This window comes from Nocardiopsis sp. FIRDI 009 (assembly GCF_003386285.1).
Lineage (GTDB): Bacteria > Actinomycetota > Actinomycetes > Streptosporangiales > Streptosporangiaceae > Nocardiopsis.
The window spans coordinates 262077-277828 of record NZ_QPNC01000006.1; the positions used below are offsets into that span (position 1 = coordinate 262077).

Annotated in this window: 16 protein-coding genes; 7 read left to right on the forward strand and 9 right to left on the reverse strand. The window is 72.6% G+C overall.

The annotated features are described in order from the left end of the window. Positions 1-147: 147 nt before the first annotated feature. Together sph and DVR05_RS04500 are read left to right on the forward strand one after the other, a co-directional pair. Entirely contained in the window at positions 148-1071 is a 924-nt protein-coding gene (gene sph, locus DVR05_RS04495) for a sphingomyelin phosphodiesterase (protein WP_116244523.1), read from the forward strand. Between the two features lie 209 nt (positions 1072-1280). Further along, positions 1281-1586 carry an SHOCT domain-containing protein gene (locus DVR05_RS04500; RefSeq protein ID WP_369974496.1) on the forward strand — a complete coding sequence of 102 codons (306 nt, stop codon included), beginning with the start codon at positions 1281-1283 and terminating at the stop codon, positions 1584-1586. Positions 1587-1823: 237 nt separating this feature from the next. On the opposite strand, the gene DVR05_RS04505 is transcribed toward DVR05_RS04500, so the two are convergent. The 4 genes from DVR05_RS04505 to DVR05_RS04520 form a co-directional block, all read right to left on the reverse strand. Then, positions 1824-3083, reverse strand: coding sequence for a potassium transporter TrkG (locus DVR05_RS04505; protein WP_116244568.1), 1260 nt, complete (start codon positions 3081-3083; stop codon positions 1824-1826). Positions 3084-3247: 164 nt separating this feature from the next. Then, positions 3248-3445, reverse strand: a complete 198-nt coding sequence (locus tag DVR05_RS04510) for a hypothetical protein (RefSeq protein WP_116244524.1) — start codon at positions 3443-3445, stop codon at positions 3248-3250. A gap of 184 nt (positions 3446-3629) precedes the next feature. Continuing rightward, positions 3630-4391 (reverse strand): SDR family NAD(P)-dependent oxidoreductase, encoded by a 762-nt coding sequence (locus DVR05_RS04515; RefSeq protein ID WP_198659038.1) that lies wholly within the window; start codon positions 4389-4391, stop codon positions 3630-3632. A 117-nt stretch (positions 4392-4508) separates the two neighbouring features. Beyond that, the gene (locus DVR05_RS04520) at positions 4509-5081 is read right to left on the reverse strand and encodes a TetR/AcrR family transcriptional regulator (protein ID WP_116244569.1); all 573 of its coding nucleotides are present in this window, start codon (positions 5079-5081) and stop codon (positions 4509-4511) included. 96 nt (positions 5082-5177) lie between these two features. On the opposite strand from DVR05_RS04520, the gene DVR05_RS04525 reads away from it, so the two are divergent. Together DVR05_RS04525 and DVR05_RS04530 are read left to right on the forward strand one after the other, a co-directional pair. Then, positions 5178-6149, forward strand: coding sequence for an SDR family NAD(P)-dependent oxidoreductase (locus DVR05_RS04525; RefSeq protein WP_116244526.1), 972 nt, complete (start codon positions 5178-5180; stop codon positions 6147-6149). A gap of 235 nt (positions 6150-6384) precedes the next feature. Then, entirely contained in the window at positions 6385-6894 is a 510-nt protein-coding gene (locus DVR05_RS04530; RefSeq protein ID WP_116244527.1) for a hypothetical protein, read from the forward strand. Positions 6895-6997: 103 nt separating this feature from the next. Here DVR05_RS04530 and DVR05_RS04535 read toward each other — a convergent pair whose 3' ends face one another. Beyond that, positions 6998-8815 carry a long-chain fatty acid--CoA ligase gene (locus DVR05_RS04535; protein ID WP_116244528.1) on the reverse strand — a complete coding sequence of 606 codons (1818 nt, stop codon included), beginning with the start codon at positions 8813-8815 and terminating at the stop codon, positions 6998-7000. 158 nt (positions 8816-8973) lie between these two features. Then, positions 8974-9420, reverse strand: a complete 447-nt coding sequence (locus DVR05_RS04540) for a carboxymuconolactone decarboxylase family protein (protein ID WP_116244529.1) — start codon at positions 9418-9420, stop codon at positions 8974-8976. 171 nt (positions 9421-9591) lie between these two features. Between DVR05_RS04540 and DVR05_RS04545 the strand changes: the two genes are divergently transcribed. Further along, entirely contained in the window at positions 9592-10998 is a 1407-nt protein-coding gene (locus DVR05_RS04545; RefSeq protein WP_116244530.1) for an MATE family efflux transporter, read from the forward strand. 49 nt (positions 10999-11047) lie between these two features. Here DVR05_RS04545 and DVR05_RS04550 read toward each other — a convergent pair whose 3' ends face one another. Then, the gene (locus tag DVR05_RS04550) at positions 11048-12532 is read right to left on the reverse strand and encodes an FAD-dependent oxidoreductase (RefSeq protein ID WP_116244531.1); all 1485 of its coding nucleotides are present in this window, start codon (positions 12530-12532) and stop codon (positions 11048-11050) included. A gap of 121 nt (positions 12533-12653) precedes the next feature. Between DVR05_RS04550 and DVR05_RS04555 the strand changes: the two genes are divergently transcribed. After that, positions 12654-13226, forward strand: a complete 573-nt coding sequence (locus tag DVR05_RS04555) for a TetR/AcrR family transcriptional regulator (RefSeq protein WP_116244532.1) — start codon at positions 12654-12656, stop codon at positions 13224-13226. Here the strand turns inward: DVR05_RS04555 and DVR05_RS04560 are convergent. Beyond that, positions 13223-13858: a TetR/AcrR family transcriptional regulator gene (locus DVR05_RS04560; RefSeq protein ID WP_116244533.1), complete on the reverse strand. Its 636-nt coding sequence runs from the start codon at positions 13856-13858 to the stop codon at positions 13223-13225. The two genes, DVR05_RS04555 and DVR05_RS04560, sit on opposite strands and share 4 nt — an antisense overlap. Positions 13859-14020: 162 nt before the next feature. On the opposite strand from DVR05_RS04560, the gene DVR05_RS04565 reads away from it, so the two are divergent. Then, on the forward strand, positions 14021-15196 hold the full coding sequence (locus tag DVR05_RS04565; protein ID WP_116244534.1) for an acyl-CoA dehydrogenase family protein: 1176 nt from the start codon (positions 14021-14023) through the stop codon (positions 15194-15196). A gap of 103 nt (positions 15197-15299) precedes the next feature. Here DVR05_RS04565 and DVR05_RS04570 read toward each other — a convergent pair whose 3' ends face one another. Beyond that, positions 15300-15671: an FKBP-type peptidyl-prolyl cis-trans isomerase gene (locus DVR05_RS04570; protein WP_116244535.1), complete on the reverse strand. Its 372-nt coding sequence runs from the start codon at positions 15669-15671 to the stop codon at positions 15300-15302. Between the last annotated feature and the right edge of the window lie 81 nt (positions 15672-15752).

A 15752-nucleotide genomic window follows, 5' to 3' on the forward strand; every position in this document is an offset into this window, starting at 1 on the left:
AGGGGCACCACACCCATACCCTCGGTGAAGGAACAGGTCACAGGGGTACAACGGCCACGCTTTCGCTACCGACAAGTAACCCGGCGGTGCCCGGTTAGCGTTCTGGGGTGGTCAGGCTGTGCCCTCGTGTACAGACGAATTGCCCCCATGATTCTCGCCGCACTCATCCCCCTCCTCGTCACGGCCGTCCCCGCTTCGGCCGACGACGGACGGGCTCCCCGCATCACCACCTACAACGCCTACCTGCTGCCCACCGCGCTGTACCCGAACTGGGGCCAGTCGATCCGCGCCGACCTGATCGTCCGGGACGGCGTCGTCTCCGGCCAGGACGTCGTGGTGCTCCAGGAACTGTTCGACAACTCCTCGGCCGACATCCTGCGCGAGGGGATCTCCGAGGAGTACCCGCACGGCACCCCCGTGGTCGGCCGTTCCCGCGACGGCTGGGACGCGACCTCGGGCTACCGCGGTTACACCACGACCAACGGCGGCGTGAGCATCCACAGCACGTGGCCGATCACCCGCCGGGAACAGCACATCTTCACCCGCGCCTGCGGCGCCGACTGGTTCGCCAACAAGGGCTTCGCCTACGTGGAGCTCGACACCCCCGACGGCCCCCTGCACGTCGTGGGCACCCACATGCAGTCGGAGGACAGCGCCTGCTCCGACGGCGAGGACCAGGAGATCCGCACCCACCAGCTGGGGCAGATCCGCGGCTTCATCGACACCACCGTCCCCGACGACGAACCCGTCTACCTCGCCGGTGACCTGAACATCGTCGGCGGCAGCCAGGAGTGGGAGCGGGCCCTCAAGCAGCTCGACGCCGTCGAGCCGACCCTCGTGGGCGCCCCCTACTCCTGGGACACCGAGACCAACTCCATCGCCCGCTACAACTACCCCGACTGGCCGTCGGAACACCTCGACCACGTGCTGCCGATCCGCAACTCCGCCGCGCCCGCCTCCTACGTCAACGAGACGCGCGACGTGCACAGCGAACCGTGGACGGTCTGGTCGTGGGGCCGCTCCTACACCTACGAGGACTACTCCGACCACTACCCCGTCCTCGGCGGCTAGCGCGCCGCGGCGACGATCCGCGAAGGGCACGTTCCGGACCCCTCCGGGGCGTGCCCCGACCGTTCCCGCACCGGGGAGCCGGGCTGGCGACCGGCCCGGGCCCCGGGAGTAGCGTGGAAGGAGGAACGGTCCCGTCGGTGGACGCGCCCGGGCGGCCGGCGCGGGGGTCACCGCGCCGGCCACGCACCCGGACGGGGTGAGGAGCGGTCATGTGGCAGACCCTGGTGGACGTCCCGACGATCGCGTACGGGTGGGGACCACCCCACCCCTGGATGACGGGTCCCTGGCTGATGGGCGGCTGGCTGATGGGGGTCTGGGTCCTCGGCGCCCTGGCCGTCATCGTCCTCGTGGTGGCGCTCGTGGTCTGGCTGGGCCGCTCGGGGGGCTCCCGGGGCACGGCCGCTTCGCACCCGTCACCGCCGGACCCCGCGCTGGCCGAACTCCGGAGGCGGTACGCCACCGGTGAGATCTCCCGCGAGGAGTACTTCCAGAGGAAGACCGACCTCGAAGAGTGATCTCACGGCCGGACGGCGCCGACACACCGCCCGGCCGGGCCCCTGTCAGGACCGCTTGGGCGCCCTCCAGGGCATGAGCTCCTCGTGGGCCGCGGTGGCCCCGGGGATGTGGTCGCTCACCGGACGCGTGTCTCCTCCCGGCCCGGCCTGGGACCGCACCGGGACGCACATCCCGACCGGAGGGCAGGGGGTCGACGGATCCGCTCGCCCCCCGGGGACCACCGCGGACGGCACCGGCTAACCGACGATCGGGCGTTCCTCGGGGAGTTCGTAGCGGCGCGCCCGACGCCGCAGCGCGAGCGCCGACGCCAGGGTGATCGGTCCGGTCCTGCCCACGAACATGAGGAACACGATGAGCACCTCCCCCGGCGCCGTCAGTTGGCCGGTGATGCCGGTCGACAGGCCGACCGTGCCGAAGGCCGAGGTCACCTCGAACAGGATCTGGTCCAACGTGAACGGGGTCATCACCATCAGGGCCAGGGTCGAGGCCATGACCAGGCCGACGGCGAGCAGCGCCACTGTCATGGCCTGGGAGGCGACCCCCGAGGCCAGGCGGCGGCCGGCCACGTGGACGCTCGGCTCGCCGCGCACGTTGGCGTAGATCACGAAGGCCAGCAGCGCGAAGGTGGTCACCTTGATACCCCCGGCGGTCCCGGCGCTGCCGCCGCCGACGAACATCAGGATGTCGGTGACGAGCAGGGTCGAGGTATTCATCTCCCCGAACGGGAGACTGTTGAACCCGGCCGTGCGCGGCATCACCGCCTGGAAGAACGCCGAGAGCACCTTGCCCCGCAGGTCGAGCCCGCCCATGGTCGCCGGGTTGCTCCACTCCAGGGTGAGGAAGGCGACGAAGGCGACCGCGAGCAGGACGGCGGTGGTGGTCAGGGTGATCCTGGCGTGCAGGGACCAGTGGTAGGCCGTGCGCCGCCTGCGGGAGAACCGCCACAGCTCCACCCACACGGGAAAGCCCAGGCCGCCCGCGATGACCGCGAGCGCCACCGGAACGCTGATCCACGGGTCGGTCACGTAGCCTTCGAGGCTGTCGGAGAACAGGGCGAACCCGGCGTTGTTGAAGGCCGAGACCGAGTGGAACACCCCGAGGTAGAGGGCGTGGCCCACGGACTCCCCGTAGGCGAGCCACCAGCGCAGCGAGAGGATCGCCGCGAGGATCGACTCGACCACGACCGTCACCAGGAGGATGCCCGTCACCAACTGGCGCACGTCCCCCAGGGTCAGGGCCTTGGCCTCCGACCCGGCGCGCACGGCCATGCGCAGCCCCAGCTTGCGGCCGACCACCAGGGTCAGCACCGTGGCCAGCGTCATGATGCCGAAGCCGCCGACCTGGATCAGCGCCAGGATCACCACTTCACCGAACGTGGACCAGTACACCGGGGTGTCCACGACGACCAGGCCGGTCACGCACACCGCCGAGGTCGCGGTGAACAGCGCCGCGACGAACGGGGTGGCCTCCCCCGTCTCCGTGGCGGCGGGCAGCATCAGTAGGGCCGTGCCGACCAGGATCACCGAGGCGAACGCCCCGGCCGTCAACTGGGGCGGCTTCGCCCATCCCGACAGCCCTCGGAGGGCGCGGTCGGCCCGGCTTCTCGCCCTCAGTCGCAGCCGGGACAGCCGCGATCCCACGCGCCCCTGACCTCTCGTGATCACTCCCGGCCTCCGCACCGGTCCTCCTCGGCGCCGAGGGCGCCCCGCTCCGCCGCGACCGGGAGGGGCCGACCCCCCGGCCCGGGGTCGGCGGTGAGGTGACGCGGGCGCCCCGACCCGGACGAACGGCTCGTCCTCGTCCCAAACGGCTTGGTGACGCAGCCGTCGGCGCCCAGGGCGCGATTGTCCTTGTGCATTGGGGTGTTCCGTCCTCCACCTGGGTCAGAACGCCAGGTCAGCGCCGGTTTCGGCGTTTCTCGTGCGGAGACGATGCTACGCCGTGGCCCTCCCGGGTCGCGTGCGGCGGCCCGGGAGGGCGCCGGACCGACTCTGCAGGACCGCGGCCGGTCCTGTCACGTGCGGCGCCCTTCCGGCCGGGGCTCAGGCCGTGATGCCCCCGTCCAGCACCAGGTCGTGACCGACCGTGAAGCCCGCCTCGTCCGAGGCGAGCCAGAGCACGGCGGAGCTGACCTCGTCCAGGCCACCGATCCGCCCGGCGGGAACGGACGGAGCGATCCGGGCTTGGCGCTGCTCCGCGCTCTCCCCCGGGAGCAGGGACATCGGTGCGTCCACGGGGCCGGGGCTGACGGCGTTGATCCGGACGCCGTCGCCGATGTGGTCGAGCGCCGCGGTGCGGGTCAGGTGGCTCAGGGCGGCCTTGGAGGCCCCGTAGGCGGCCAGCCCGGCCAGTCTCTGGTGGGCGCCGATGTTGGAGGAGGTGTTGACGATCACGCCGCCGCCGTGCGCGCGCATGTGGGTGATCTCGCGCCGCATGGCGAGGAACACGCCGGTGACGTTGACGTCCATGACGCGCCGCCACGTGTCCGGGTCCAGATCGGCGACCGGGGCGGCCTGGCCGAAGACGCCGGCGTTGTTGTGCGCGACGTCGAGCCCGCCGTGGCGCTCCACGACGGTCGCGACCATGCGCTCGACCTCCTCCTCACACGTGACGTCGGCGCGGACGAGGTCGGCCCGTCCCCCGTCCTCCGTGATCAGCGCGACGGTCTCGGACAGGGTCGCCTCGGTGGTTCCGGCGACCACGACGGTGGCGCCCTCGCGGGCGAAGGCGCGGGCGGTGGCCCGGCCGATGCCGCTCCCCCCGCCCACGACGAGGACGGTGCGGTCGGTGAAGCGTGCGGTCACGTGGGGCTCCTCGGGTCGGTCCCTCCGGCGCGCTCTGACGAAGCCGGAAGGGGACATTTTTTAGAATGATCGTTCTTGAATTTGGGCATGAGAACGCCCGGGAAGGGCGGGCACCGCTCAGTCCAGAGCGGCCAGCGCCTCCCGGGCCGCGTCGCGGATCCTGGCGGGGTCCTCGGCGCCCCGCCCGACCACGCGCATCCCCTGGAGCAGGACCAGCAGGAACCGCGCCAGGGCACGGGGGTCCCGGTCCTCGGACAGCTCCCCCTGGGCCCGCGCCCGCGTCAGGGCCGAGGCCAGCGCGGTCTCCACGAGGTTCCAGTTGGCCTCGACCCGGCGCCCGACCGCGGGGTCGCACGGCGCCATCTCCACCGCGGAGTTGACCACGAGGCAGCCGTCACGGTCGGCGACGGCCTCCTCGGCGTAGTGCTCCACGATCGAGCGGACGGCCGGGAGGACCGGCCCGGGCTGGGAGAGCAGGCCGACGAAGTCGACCCCCTCCGCCACGTACCGGTCGTGGGCCCGCACGTACAGCTCGCGCTTGCCCCCGAAGGTGGAGTACAGACTGGCCCTGCTGATGCCCAGGTGCTCGACGAGGTCGGCCATCGAGGTCGCCTCGTACCCCTTGCGCCGGAACAGGTCCACGGCCTTGCGCAGCACGGCGTCCGGATCGAACTCCTTGGTTCTCGCCATGTCCACGACACTAGCCCTTTCGAGAATGATCGGTCAAGAAAAGGGGGGTGGGACACGCTTGACCTGGAGTGCGCTCCAGGTTCTAGGGTTCGGGGCATGACGACACCGCAGCAGACGATCGGTTCCGGGTTCGGCGCACGCAGCACCGCGCGGGAGGTGCTGGAGGGGATCGACCTCACCGGTCGGACGGCGGTGGTGACCGGCGGATACTCGGGGATCGGGCTGGAGACGACCCGGGCGCTGGCCGGTGCGGGCGCCCGGGTGGTGGTTCCGGCGCGGCGCCCGCAGACCGCCGAGCGGGAGCTGGCGGGGATCGGGGGCGTGGTGGTCGACACCCTCGACCTGTCCGACCTGGACAGTGTGCGCGCCTTCGCCGACCGCCTCCTGGACACCGGCCGCACGATCGACCTCCTCGTCAACAACGCCGGGGTCATGGCCTGCCCCCGGTGGACGGCGGGGCCCGGTTGGGAGTACCAGTTCGCCACCAACCACCTGGGGCACTTCGCCCTCACCAACCGGCTGTGGCCCGCCCTCGCCGACGGCGGCGCCCGGGTCGTGTCGGTCTCCTCGGTCGGACACCACAACTCGCCGATCCGCTGGGACGACCCGTGGTTCGAGGGCGGCTACGACCGCTGGCTGGCCTACGGGCAGGCCAAGACGGCCAACGTGCTCTTCGCCGTCCATCTCGACCGGCTGGGCGCCGCCTTCGGGGTCCGGGCCTTCTCCCTGCACCCGGGCGCGATCCTCACCCCGCTGCAGCGGCACATGGCCAAGGAGGAGATGGTCGCCAACGGGTGGATCGACGAGGACGGCAACCTGGCCAACCCGTCGTTCAAGACCCCCGAGCAGGGCGCCGCCACCCAGGTCTGGGCCGCCACGTCGCCCCGGCTCTCGGGGATGGGCGGGGTGTACTGCGAGGACTGCGACATCGCCGTGCCCGCGGGAACCGACGACGCGCGCCCCGGGGTGCGCTCCTACGCCGTCGACCCCGAGCAGGCCGAACGGCTGTGGGCGTGGTCGGCCGAACTCACGGGGGCGGACGCCTTCGCGTCGGCCTCCCGGCCCTGAGGGACCGGGCTCGCGATCCGGTGCCCGGCCGGGCGTCGGATCGCCCGCCGCGCGGGACGTCCCCCTCCGGCTGGCGGGCTTTGCCGGATCCGGAACCGACGCTGGGCTCCCGGTGACCGACCCTGGCGGATGATGAACGGGCGGTATGCGTACCAGCGCACACGTCCGTGACACCCGTGGAGCCGTACCCGGAGTCCGACCTCGGTCCGCCCGGACGGCCGGTTAGGAGCACGCCATGCGGACACCACCCGCCAACGGCTGGCAGTTCTTCGTCGCGACACTCATGATCGTCATCGGCGCCATCAACATCGTGCAGGGCGTGGTCGCGCTCGTGACACCCGGCTTCTACGCGGTGACGGAGACCGGGATGCTCGTATGGGAGTACGGAGCCTGGGGCGCGCTCCTGGGTCTGTGGGGCGCCGTCCTCGTCATCGCGGGTCTGGCCGTGCTGTCGGGCAGCACCTGGGCCCGGGTGTTCGGCGTCGTCCTCGCCGCGATCAACATCGTCGCCCAGATGGCCTTCCTCGTGGCCATGCCGCTGTGGTCACTCGTCGCGATCGCCGTCAACGTCCTGGTGATCTACGGCATGACCGCCGGATGGCCCTCGACCGAGGAGACGGAGCCCGACCGGAGGGAGGCCGCCTACCGCAGCGGCTACCAGGCGGCCCACGAGGCGCCGCGCGGCGCGAAGAGCGCGCAGGGGTCGACCGAACGGTCCAGCGGACGCGAACAGACGACCGGCTGACCGTCGCGCGCCGGAATCCGGCGCCGTCACCACCGAGACAGCGTCCCCGCCCGACCATCCCGGGCGGGGACGTTCCCGTGTCCGGACCGTCCGGACCGCCCCCTCAGTCCTCGTAGAGACGGTCCAGAACGTCGCCGTAGCGCTCGACCACCACCCCGCGGCGAAGCTTGAGCGTCGGCGTCAGTTCCCCGGTCCGCGGCCCCCACTCCCGCGCCAGCAGCGCGTGGCGCCGGACCCGCTCCGGGCGGCTGAGCCGCGCGTTGGCGGCCTCGACCGCGCGCCCCACCTCCGCGACCACGGCCGGGTGCTCGGCCAGGGCACGCACGTCGCCGCCGGTGTCGATTCCGTGCTCGGCGGCCCACACCGGCGCGGTCTCCGGGTCCAGGACGAGCAGGGCGACCAGGTAGGGACGGCGGTCACCGTGGGCGAGGGCCTGCCCGACCAGCGGATGCTCCTTGAGCGCGCCCTCCACCAGGGCGGGCGACACGTTCTTGCCGCCGGAGGTGATGATGAGTTCCTTCTTGCGGCCGGTGATCCACAGGAACCCCTCCTCGTCGACGCGTCCGACGTCGCCGGTGGCGAACCACCCCCGCGCGTCCGCGGCGGGCGCCACCGAGCCGTCCGCGCCCAGGTAGCCCTGGAAGAGGGAGGCCCCCCGGACGAACACCTCCCCGTCGTCGCCGATCCGGACCCGTGTCCCGGGGATCGGACGGCCCGCCGACCCCGTCCGGAAGCCGGTGCGCGGACTGTTCACGGTGGCCACCCCCGAGGTCTCGGTCAGCCCCCACGCGTCCATGACGCACACGCCGAACCCGGCCCAGAACCGCAGGACCTCGACGGGCATCGGCGCCGAGGCGCAGGAGGCCCACGTGACGCGGTCGAGGCCCACACGGGCCAGGATCGGCTCCAGGACGCGTGCGCGCTCCCGCTCGAACCGCTCGCCCAGGTCGGCGGGGACGCCTCCGCCGCGTTCGCGGTGGGCGGCGTACTCGGCGGCCACGGCCCGCGCCCGGTCCACGGCGGCGCGCCGGTCCCCCGGCAGCCGGGCCAGGTCCGCCCGGAGCGCGGAGGCCAGTTTCTCCCACACGCGCGGGACCCCGAAGAACTGCGGTGGCCGCACGTGCCTGAGGACGTCGGTCAGGGCCGCCGGGTCCTCGCACATCCACACGTGCGACGCGCGTACCAGGGGCAGGTACAGGCCGAGCATGCGCTCGGCGATGTGGGCGAGCGGCAGGTAGCAGACGTGCGCGGCGCGCTCGGGCACCTCGGTGACCGCGTCCAGCGCCACGGCGTTGCTGAGGACGTCGCGATGGGTCACGGCGACGCCCTTGGGGTCGCCGGTGGTCCCGGAGGTGTACATGACGGTCAGGAGGTGGTCGGGGGTCAGGTCGCGCCAGTGTCGGGCCGCGCCCTCCCCCGGCTCGGCGGCCGTGTCCGCCAGGTCGGTGTGGCCCCGGGCGGGATCGGCGCCGTCCACGACGACGAGCCGTTCGAGCGGGACGTCGTCCGCGCGCAGGAGGTCCTCCCAGAGTTCGGCGGTGGCGGCGTCGCCGACCACGGCGAGGCGGGCCCGGCTGTGCCGTGCGATGTAGGCGACCTGGGCGGGGGCGGAGGTGCCGTAGACGGTCGTGGTGACGGCTCCGAGATGGACCAGGGCGAGGTCGCAGAGCCAGTGCTCGGGGCGGTTGCCCATCATGAGGAGAGCGTGGTCGCCGGGTTCGACCCCGAGGGCCGCCAACCGCCCGGCGAGGTCGGCCACCCGCTGACGGACCCCGGACCAGGTGAGCGTGGACCACTCGAGGGAGTCGGGGTCGCGCCAGGACAGGGCGGGCAGGTCGGAACGGTCGTCGGCGTTGCGCTGGAGGAGGGAGCAGATCGTGTGGTCGGTGGTGTCACGGTCGACGGAAACGTCGGAGGTCATACCGCACTCCCGGAGTTCGTCCTGGCCGGGGCCAGGAGGGGAACCGACTGCGTCGGTCCCACTGTGACCCCTCCGCCTCCCTCCGGAAAGGGGGTCACGACCGAACCCTGCGGCCACCCGGCGCCGCGCGCCTGGCGGCGGGGCCGGGCGGCCGCGGCTCAGCGCCTGCGCGGGTGCAGTCCGCTGGTGACCGCGAGCCGGTTGTAGAGGTTGATCATGGCGATGGCCGTCATCAGCGCGGCCACCTGCTCGTCGGAGAAGTGTTCAGCGACGGCGGCGTAGGTCGCGTCGGACACCCCGCCCTCGCCCATGCGGGTCATCTCGTCGGTGAGCGCCAGCACCGCGCGTTCGGCGTCGGTGAACACCTCCCCCGCCTCGTGCCAGGTGGACACCTGGAAGAGGCGCTGCTGGGTCTCACCCGCATCCAGCGCCCGCCGGGTGTGCAGGTCGACGCAGAACGCGCAGCCGTTGAGCATCGAGGAGCGCAGTTTCAGCAGCTCCAGGAGAGTGGTGTCGAGGTGCTCGCCGACGACCTTGTCGACCTCGTCGAGTTTGCCGTACACCTCGGGAAGCTTCTTGGACCAGATCACACGCTTCTCGGCCATGACGCCCTCCAGTGACGACCGCGGTTCCCCGCGCGTTCGCGCGGCACGTGTCCGCGTTCACGCTACCAACCGGCCGGGCGCGGATCCCCCTCGCCCGCGACGGTCGCGTGTCCGGGGCCGACTGCTACCGTCTGTCCCGACCCCGCCACGGAGCACCGTCGAAGGGAACCCATGCCCGGGAGACCGGCCGATCCCCCCACCCCCGCACCCGGCTCCCGGACCACCGGACCGGACGCGCCCGCCGGTGACGGCCCCGCCGGGGGCGCGCCCGCCGAACCCGTCGGCCGCCTGGCGCGCACCATCGCGGGCAAGGCCGGGCCGTTGTACCTGTCGATGCTGGCCACGATGGTCGGAGGCATGGTCACCGCCGGGGTCCTCGGCAACGTCGGCACCGCCGATCTGGCCGCGCACGCGCTGGTCGTCGCCGTCCTCAACCCCGTGCTCATGGTGGTGCAGGGCGCCCTGCGCGGGTCGATGCCCTTCGTCGCCGAGCACGAGACCGACCCCGGAGCGCTCGTGGAGGTCGTGCGGCACAGCGCCCTGCTGGCCGTGCTCCTGGGGTTCCTGGGCGGCGCGCTCGTGGCGTCGGTGCCGCTGTGGGCCGGGCCGCTCGGCGTCGCGGAGCCCACGCTGACGGCGTTGGGCGCCTATCCGCTCCTCATCGGCGCGTGGGTGGTGCTGGCGGCGGTGAAGTCGTCGATGACCGTGCTGCTCATCGGGTTGGGGCGCGGCCGGAGCGTCCTGGCCCTGAGTCTGGTGAGCACGGGTCTGTCGGTCGTGCTCACCCCGGCCCTGATCCTCGGTGTCGGTCCCGCGCCGGAACTGGGGCTGACCGGGGCGGCGGTGGCGCTGCTCGTCGACGGCGCTCTCACGGTACCGCTGTCGGTGTACGTCGTCCGTCGGCGCACCGTCCTGCGACGGGTCCCGGTCTGGCGCGGCGCGCCCCGGTGGTCCGGTGTCTGGGCGATCGCGCGGGTGGGCCTGCCCACGGGATCGACCCTGCTCGTCAAGTTCGGGACGCTGAGCGTGCTGGCAATGGCCATGGCCCGGACCACCACCGCGGACGCGGCCACCCACCAGCTGCTGGTCGTCATCGCCTCGTTCGCCTTCCTGCCCGCCGTGGCCGCCGGTCAGACCTCGGTCCCGTTCACGGCCAGGGCCGCGGGGCGGGGCGACCGGACGGGGGTGCGGCGCTCGGTGGCGGCGGGTTACCTGGTGTCGCTGCCGGTCGTGGTGGTGAGCACGGCGGCGGTCTGGGTCGCGTCGGCTCCGGTGGTGGGGCTGCTCACCGCCGACCCCCAGGTGCGGTCCGGGGTGGCCGCGCTGCTGCCGGTGCTGTTCGTCGTGACGGTGTGCGACGCCGCGCAGTCGCAGCCCGGTATGGGTCTGATGGGGCTCCGGAACACGCTGCCGTCCCTGTACTCGTTCGGGGTCTGCTATGGCCTGCTGGCCCTGGCCGCGGTCCCGCTCGCCGAGCTGGGCGGGCTCACCCTGCTGTGGGCCGGGTACGCGGTGGCGACGCTGGGGCTCGTGGTCGGCCAGGGGGTGGCGTTCTGGCGGCTGTCGGCCCGCGTATGAACGGGCACCCGGCCGCGAAGGCGCGTTCGGACGGTCACGGGAACCGCCGTCAGCGGACGGCGGGCGCCGTCCCGGCCCACTCGGTGAGCACCCGGGGGAGGTCTCCGGCGTCGGCGGCCCGGCCGCTCCAGGCGGTGTGGCCGTCGGGGCGGACCAGCAGGACGTCGGCGCCGTGCGGCAGCGTTCCCCCGGCCCGCACCGGGCGGACCCGCGCGCGCCAGGGCTCGGCGGCGGTGGCGGCGGCACCGTCCGGCGAGGTGTCGACCAGGGTGAAGCGCACCGCGTCCATCAGCGCGTACAGCCGTGTGGGCGCACCGTCGACCCGCAGGTCCAGGTCGGGGACCCGCTCCCCCGCGCCCGGGGAGCCGACCAGGGAGTCGGGCGGGTCGTAGGAGAACCCGATCCCGGACATCATCCCCAGCACGGCGCGGGACACCCGCTCGTTGGCGACCAGTCGGGGCACCACGTAGGGGCGCAGGGCGCGCACCGGGCCGGAGGCGACGACCATGCGGGTGATCGTGTCGGTCAGGCGCAGGGTCGCGCGGCCGACGGGGTGGCGTTCGGCCTCGTAGGAGTCGAGGAGCCAGGAGGGCGCCCAGCCCGCTTCGACCCCCGCCAGCTTCCAGCCCAGGTTGGCGGCGTCCTGGAGTCCGGTGTTCATGCCCATGCCGCCGATCGGCGAGTGGACGTGCGCGGCGTCCCCCGCGAGCAGGACACGGCCGACGCGGTAGTGCTCGGCCTGGCGGCGCTCGCTGAGGAAACGGGTGGACCAGCGCGTCTCGGCGACGCGGACCCGGCCCCGGGTGAGGCGGTCGAGGGAGGCGTTCAGCTCCTCCTCGGTCACGGGCTCGGCGAGGGGCGTCTCCTCACGGGTGCGGTCCCACACCACGGCGCGGAACCAGCCGTCGCCGAAGGGGGGCAGGAGCGCGAAGCCGTCAGCGGCGACGAAGGGGTTGATCGCGTTGGGGAGGTCGTTCTCCAGGCGGACGTCGGCGATCATGATGTGCGTCTGATAGCTGCGGCCGACGAAGGGGACCCCGAGGAGGCCGCGGACCGCGCTGTGGGCTCCGTCTGCGCCCACGGCGTGGTCGGCGCGCTCGGTGTGTTCGCCCTCGGCGGTGCGGACGGTGAGGACGACCCCGTCCCCGTCCTGGGTGAGGCCGGTGACCTCGGCGCCCCGGACGATGGGGACGCCCAGCCGCTCGGCCCTGCGGCGCAGCAGGGTCTCCGTCCGGGCCTGTTGGACCATGAGGACGTAGGGGTGGCGGCTGTCGAGGCGGCCGAGGTCGACGGAGAAGCCGCGCGTGCCGAAGCTGGCGCGCAGTTCGGGAACGGTGAAGCCCTGTTCGACGAGTTCGTCGGCGATGCCGCGCGCCTCCAGCAGTTCCAGGGAGCGGGCGTGGACGGCGAAGGCCCGGGTCAGGTTGGACTCATGGGAGCGGCGCTCCAGGATCCTCACGTCCGTCCCGGCCTCGGCCAGGTCTCCGGCGAGCATGAGCCCGGTGGGGCCGGCTCCGACGACGATGACGCTCATGACGTGCTCCTTCGGAGGGTGCGGCACCGGACGGACAATATCCGGTACTGTGAGTTCCGGTATCTTAAGTACCGATACTACGAGTACCTGAATCAGAGTCAACCCCCGGAGGTGGGAACCCATGAGTGGAAGTCGCGGCGGTCGCCGCCCCGACCCGGCCGTGGACGCGGCGATCCTCGACGCCGCGGCGGAACTGCTGGTCGAACGCGGATTCGACCTGACCTTCGACGAGGTGGCCGCACGCGCCGGGGTCGGCCGCACGAGCGTCTTCCGGCGCTACGCCACCAAGCAGGAACTCGTGCTGGCCGCGGCGGAGAGCGTCACGATCGACCGCGTCGAGGTCCCCGACACGGGTTCGCTGGACAGCGACATGGTCGCGGTCGCGACGACGGTGTTCCGGGTGTTCTCACAGCCCGGGACCGAGGCGCTTGCCCGGCACGCCCTCGCCGCGACCTTCCGGAACCAGGAGGGCGAGGTGATACTGCGCACGACCCTCGGCCGGCGCCTGGAACTGGTGACCGAGGTGCTGGGCCGGGCCGTGGCGCGCGGCGAACTGCCCGACACGAGGAACGCCCTGGTGGTCGCCGACCTGTTGTCGGGGATGATCATGGCCCGACTGGCCTCGGGTCTACCCCTGCCCCGGGGTGAGGACGCTGAGCGGGTGGCCCGGGCCCTGGCGGCGGCCGCCCGCTAGGACTGCGAGCACACCCGTTCGTAGAGGGGGGTGAGGCCGTCGAGGAAGGCCGACAGCGCCAGCTCGAAGCTCGCCTCGTCGATCTCGGCCGCGTGGTCCGGCAGCCGGTGCGCCTGCGACAGGTTGGGGTAGCGGTCGCGGTAGACGCGCACGTCGTCGTCGAAGCCGCGCGCGAAGGACTGCGTGGCCGCGCCCACCACGAGGTACTTGGTCGAGGCGCCGATCATCGTGGCGTACCTCGGCGGCCACCCCGCGCGCACGAGACCGCCGTGGACCGCGTCCGCCCGGCGCAGCGCGTCCTCACGGCGCCCGGGACCGGCGGCGATCACCGGCACCAGGTTGGGATGCGCGGCCAGCGCGGCCCGGTAGGAACGGGCCCACGCCGCGACGGCCGCGCGCCAGTCCTCCTTCTCGAAGCCGGAGACGTCGACCCGCGAGGTCACCTCGTCGGCCACCTCGCCGAGCAGCTCCTCCTTGGTGCGGTAGTGGCTGTACAGGGACGCCGCCTGCACGTCGAGCTCCTGGGCGAGTTTGCGCATGGACAGACCGTCCAGCCCCTCCCTGTCGATCAGCTCCAGGGCGGCGGCTCGGATGGCCTGCCTGCTCAGGATCGGCGTCTTGGGTCGGGCCACGGACTGCTCCCCTTCTCGGTTCTCGCGGCGGACCGTCCGGCCACCTCGGCCCGATCATCGCACGTCCGGACGGCGACCGGGACCGCCCGACCCCTTGCACACCGGGCGGGGGAGGCCGTACGCTCACATAACCGAACGCCGTTAGGTTATTGGGAGCAGGCCGTGATCGACTTCTCGCTGAGTGAAGAACAGCGCGCCGTCCGCGACTGGGTGCGGACCTTCGTGGAGCGCGAACTCATCCCCCTGGAGAACGAGGTGCTGCGGCGCGAACGCGCGGGCCACACGCCGGGCCTCACCGCCGAGGAGCGCGACGGGCTGCGCGCGCTCGCCCGCAAGTCCGACTTCTGGGGTGTGGAGACCCCGGTGGAGTACGGCGGGATGGGCCTCGACCCGATCACGGCCGCGATCATCGAGATCGAGCTGGGCCGGTCGTTCGTCTCGTTCCGGTTCGGCGGCGAGGCCGACAACATCCTCTACCACGCCAACGACGAGCAGAAGAAGCGCTATCTGCTGCCCACGATCGAGGGCGAGCGCAGGTCCTGCTTCGCCATCACCGAACCCGGAGCCGGTTCGGACGCCAAGGCGATCCGCACCCGGGCCGTCCGCGACGGCGACACCTGGGTGCTCAACGGCGAGAAGACCTTCATCACCGGCGGCAACGAGGCCGACTTCGCGATGGTCTTCGCCGTCACCGACCCTACGTTGGGGGCCAACGGCGGGGTGACCTGCTTCCTCGTCGACCGCGAGATGGGGTGGACCTCCGAGCCCATCGACACCATGGGCGAGCGCCGCCCCGCCGCCCTGATCCTCCAGGACGTGCGCGTGCCGCACGAGAACATCCTCGGCGAGGAGGGCCAGGGCTTCGCGCTGGCCATGCAGTGGATCGGCAAGGGCCGCTACCTGCTGCCCGCCCGTGCCCTGGGCGGCTGCGAACGACTGCTCGGTATGGCGATCGAGTACGCCAAGACCCGGGAGACCTTCGGCGCGCCGATCGCCGACAGACAGGCGATCCAGTGGATGATCGCCGACTCCCAGACGGAGATCGAGGCGCTGCGCCTGCTGGTCCTGCACGCCGCCTGGCAGGTCTCGGTGGGCCGCGACTCCCGGCACGCCCAGTCCATCGCCAAGCTCTTCGGCGGGGTCAAGGCCAACGAGATCGTCGACCGCGTCATGCAGATCCACGGCGGGATGGGCTACACGCGCGAACTGCCGATCGAACGCTGGTACCGGGACCTGCGGCTGCTGCGCATCTTCGAGGGAACCGACGAGATCCAGCGCCGCACCATCGCCCGCGACCTGCTCAAGGGCCACGTGACGGTGGGCGCAACCCTCGGGTAGGACGCGGGAACGAAGACGGGGCCCGGGGCGCGCCTTCCGCGCGCCCCGGGCCCCGTCGCCGTGTCCGGGCGCCCTGCGAGCACGGCGCCCCGAGGTCGGCCCCCTACTTGACGCCGACCAGGTCGACGACGAAGATCAGCGTCTCGTTCGGCTTGATGGGGCCCACGCCGCTGGAGCCGTAGGCCAGGTGCGGCGGGATGACCAGCTTGCGGCGGCCGCCCACGCGCATGCCCAGCACCCCCTGCTCCCAGCCGGGGATGACCCGGCCGGAGCCGAGCCTGAAGCCCAGCGTCTGGCCGCGGTTCCAGCTGGCGTCGAACTCCTCGCCGGTGGAGTGGGCGACGCCGACGTAGTGGACGTCGACGTTGCTGCCGTGCCCGGCCTGCTCGCCCTCACCGATCGTGATGTCGGTGATCTCCAGCTCCGCGGGCGGCGGGCCGTCGGGCATGTCGATCTCCGGACGCTCAAGCGCCATGGTGGTACCCCTCATGTTGTCAGAGTGAACGTAGGGGCCCAGGGTATCGGCGGGTACGAGGTGCTCCGCGGCGGACGAACC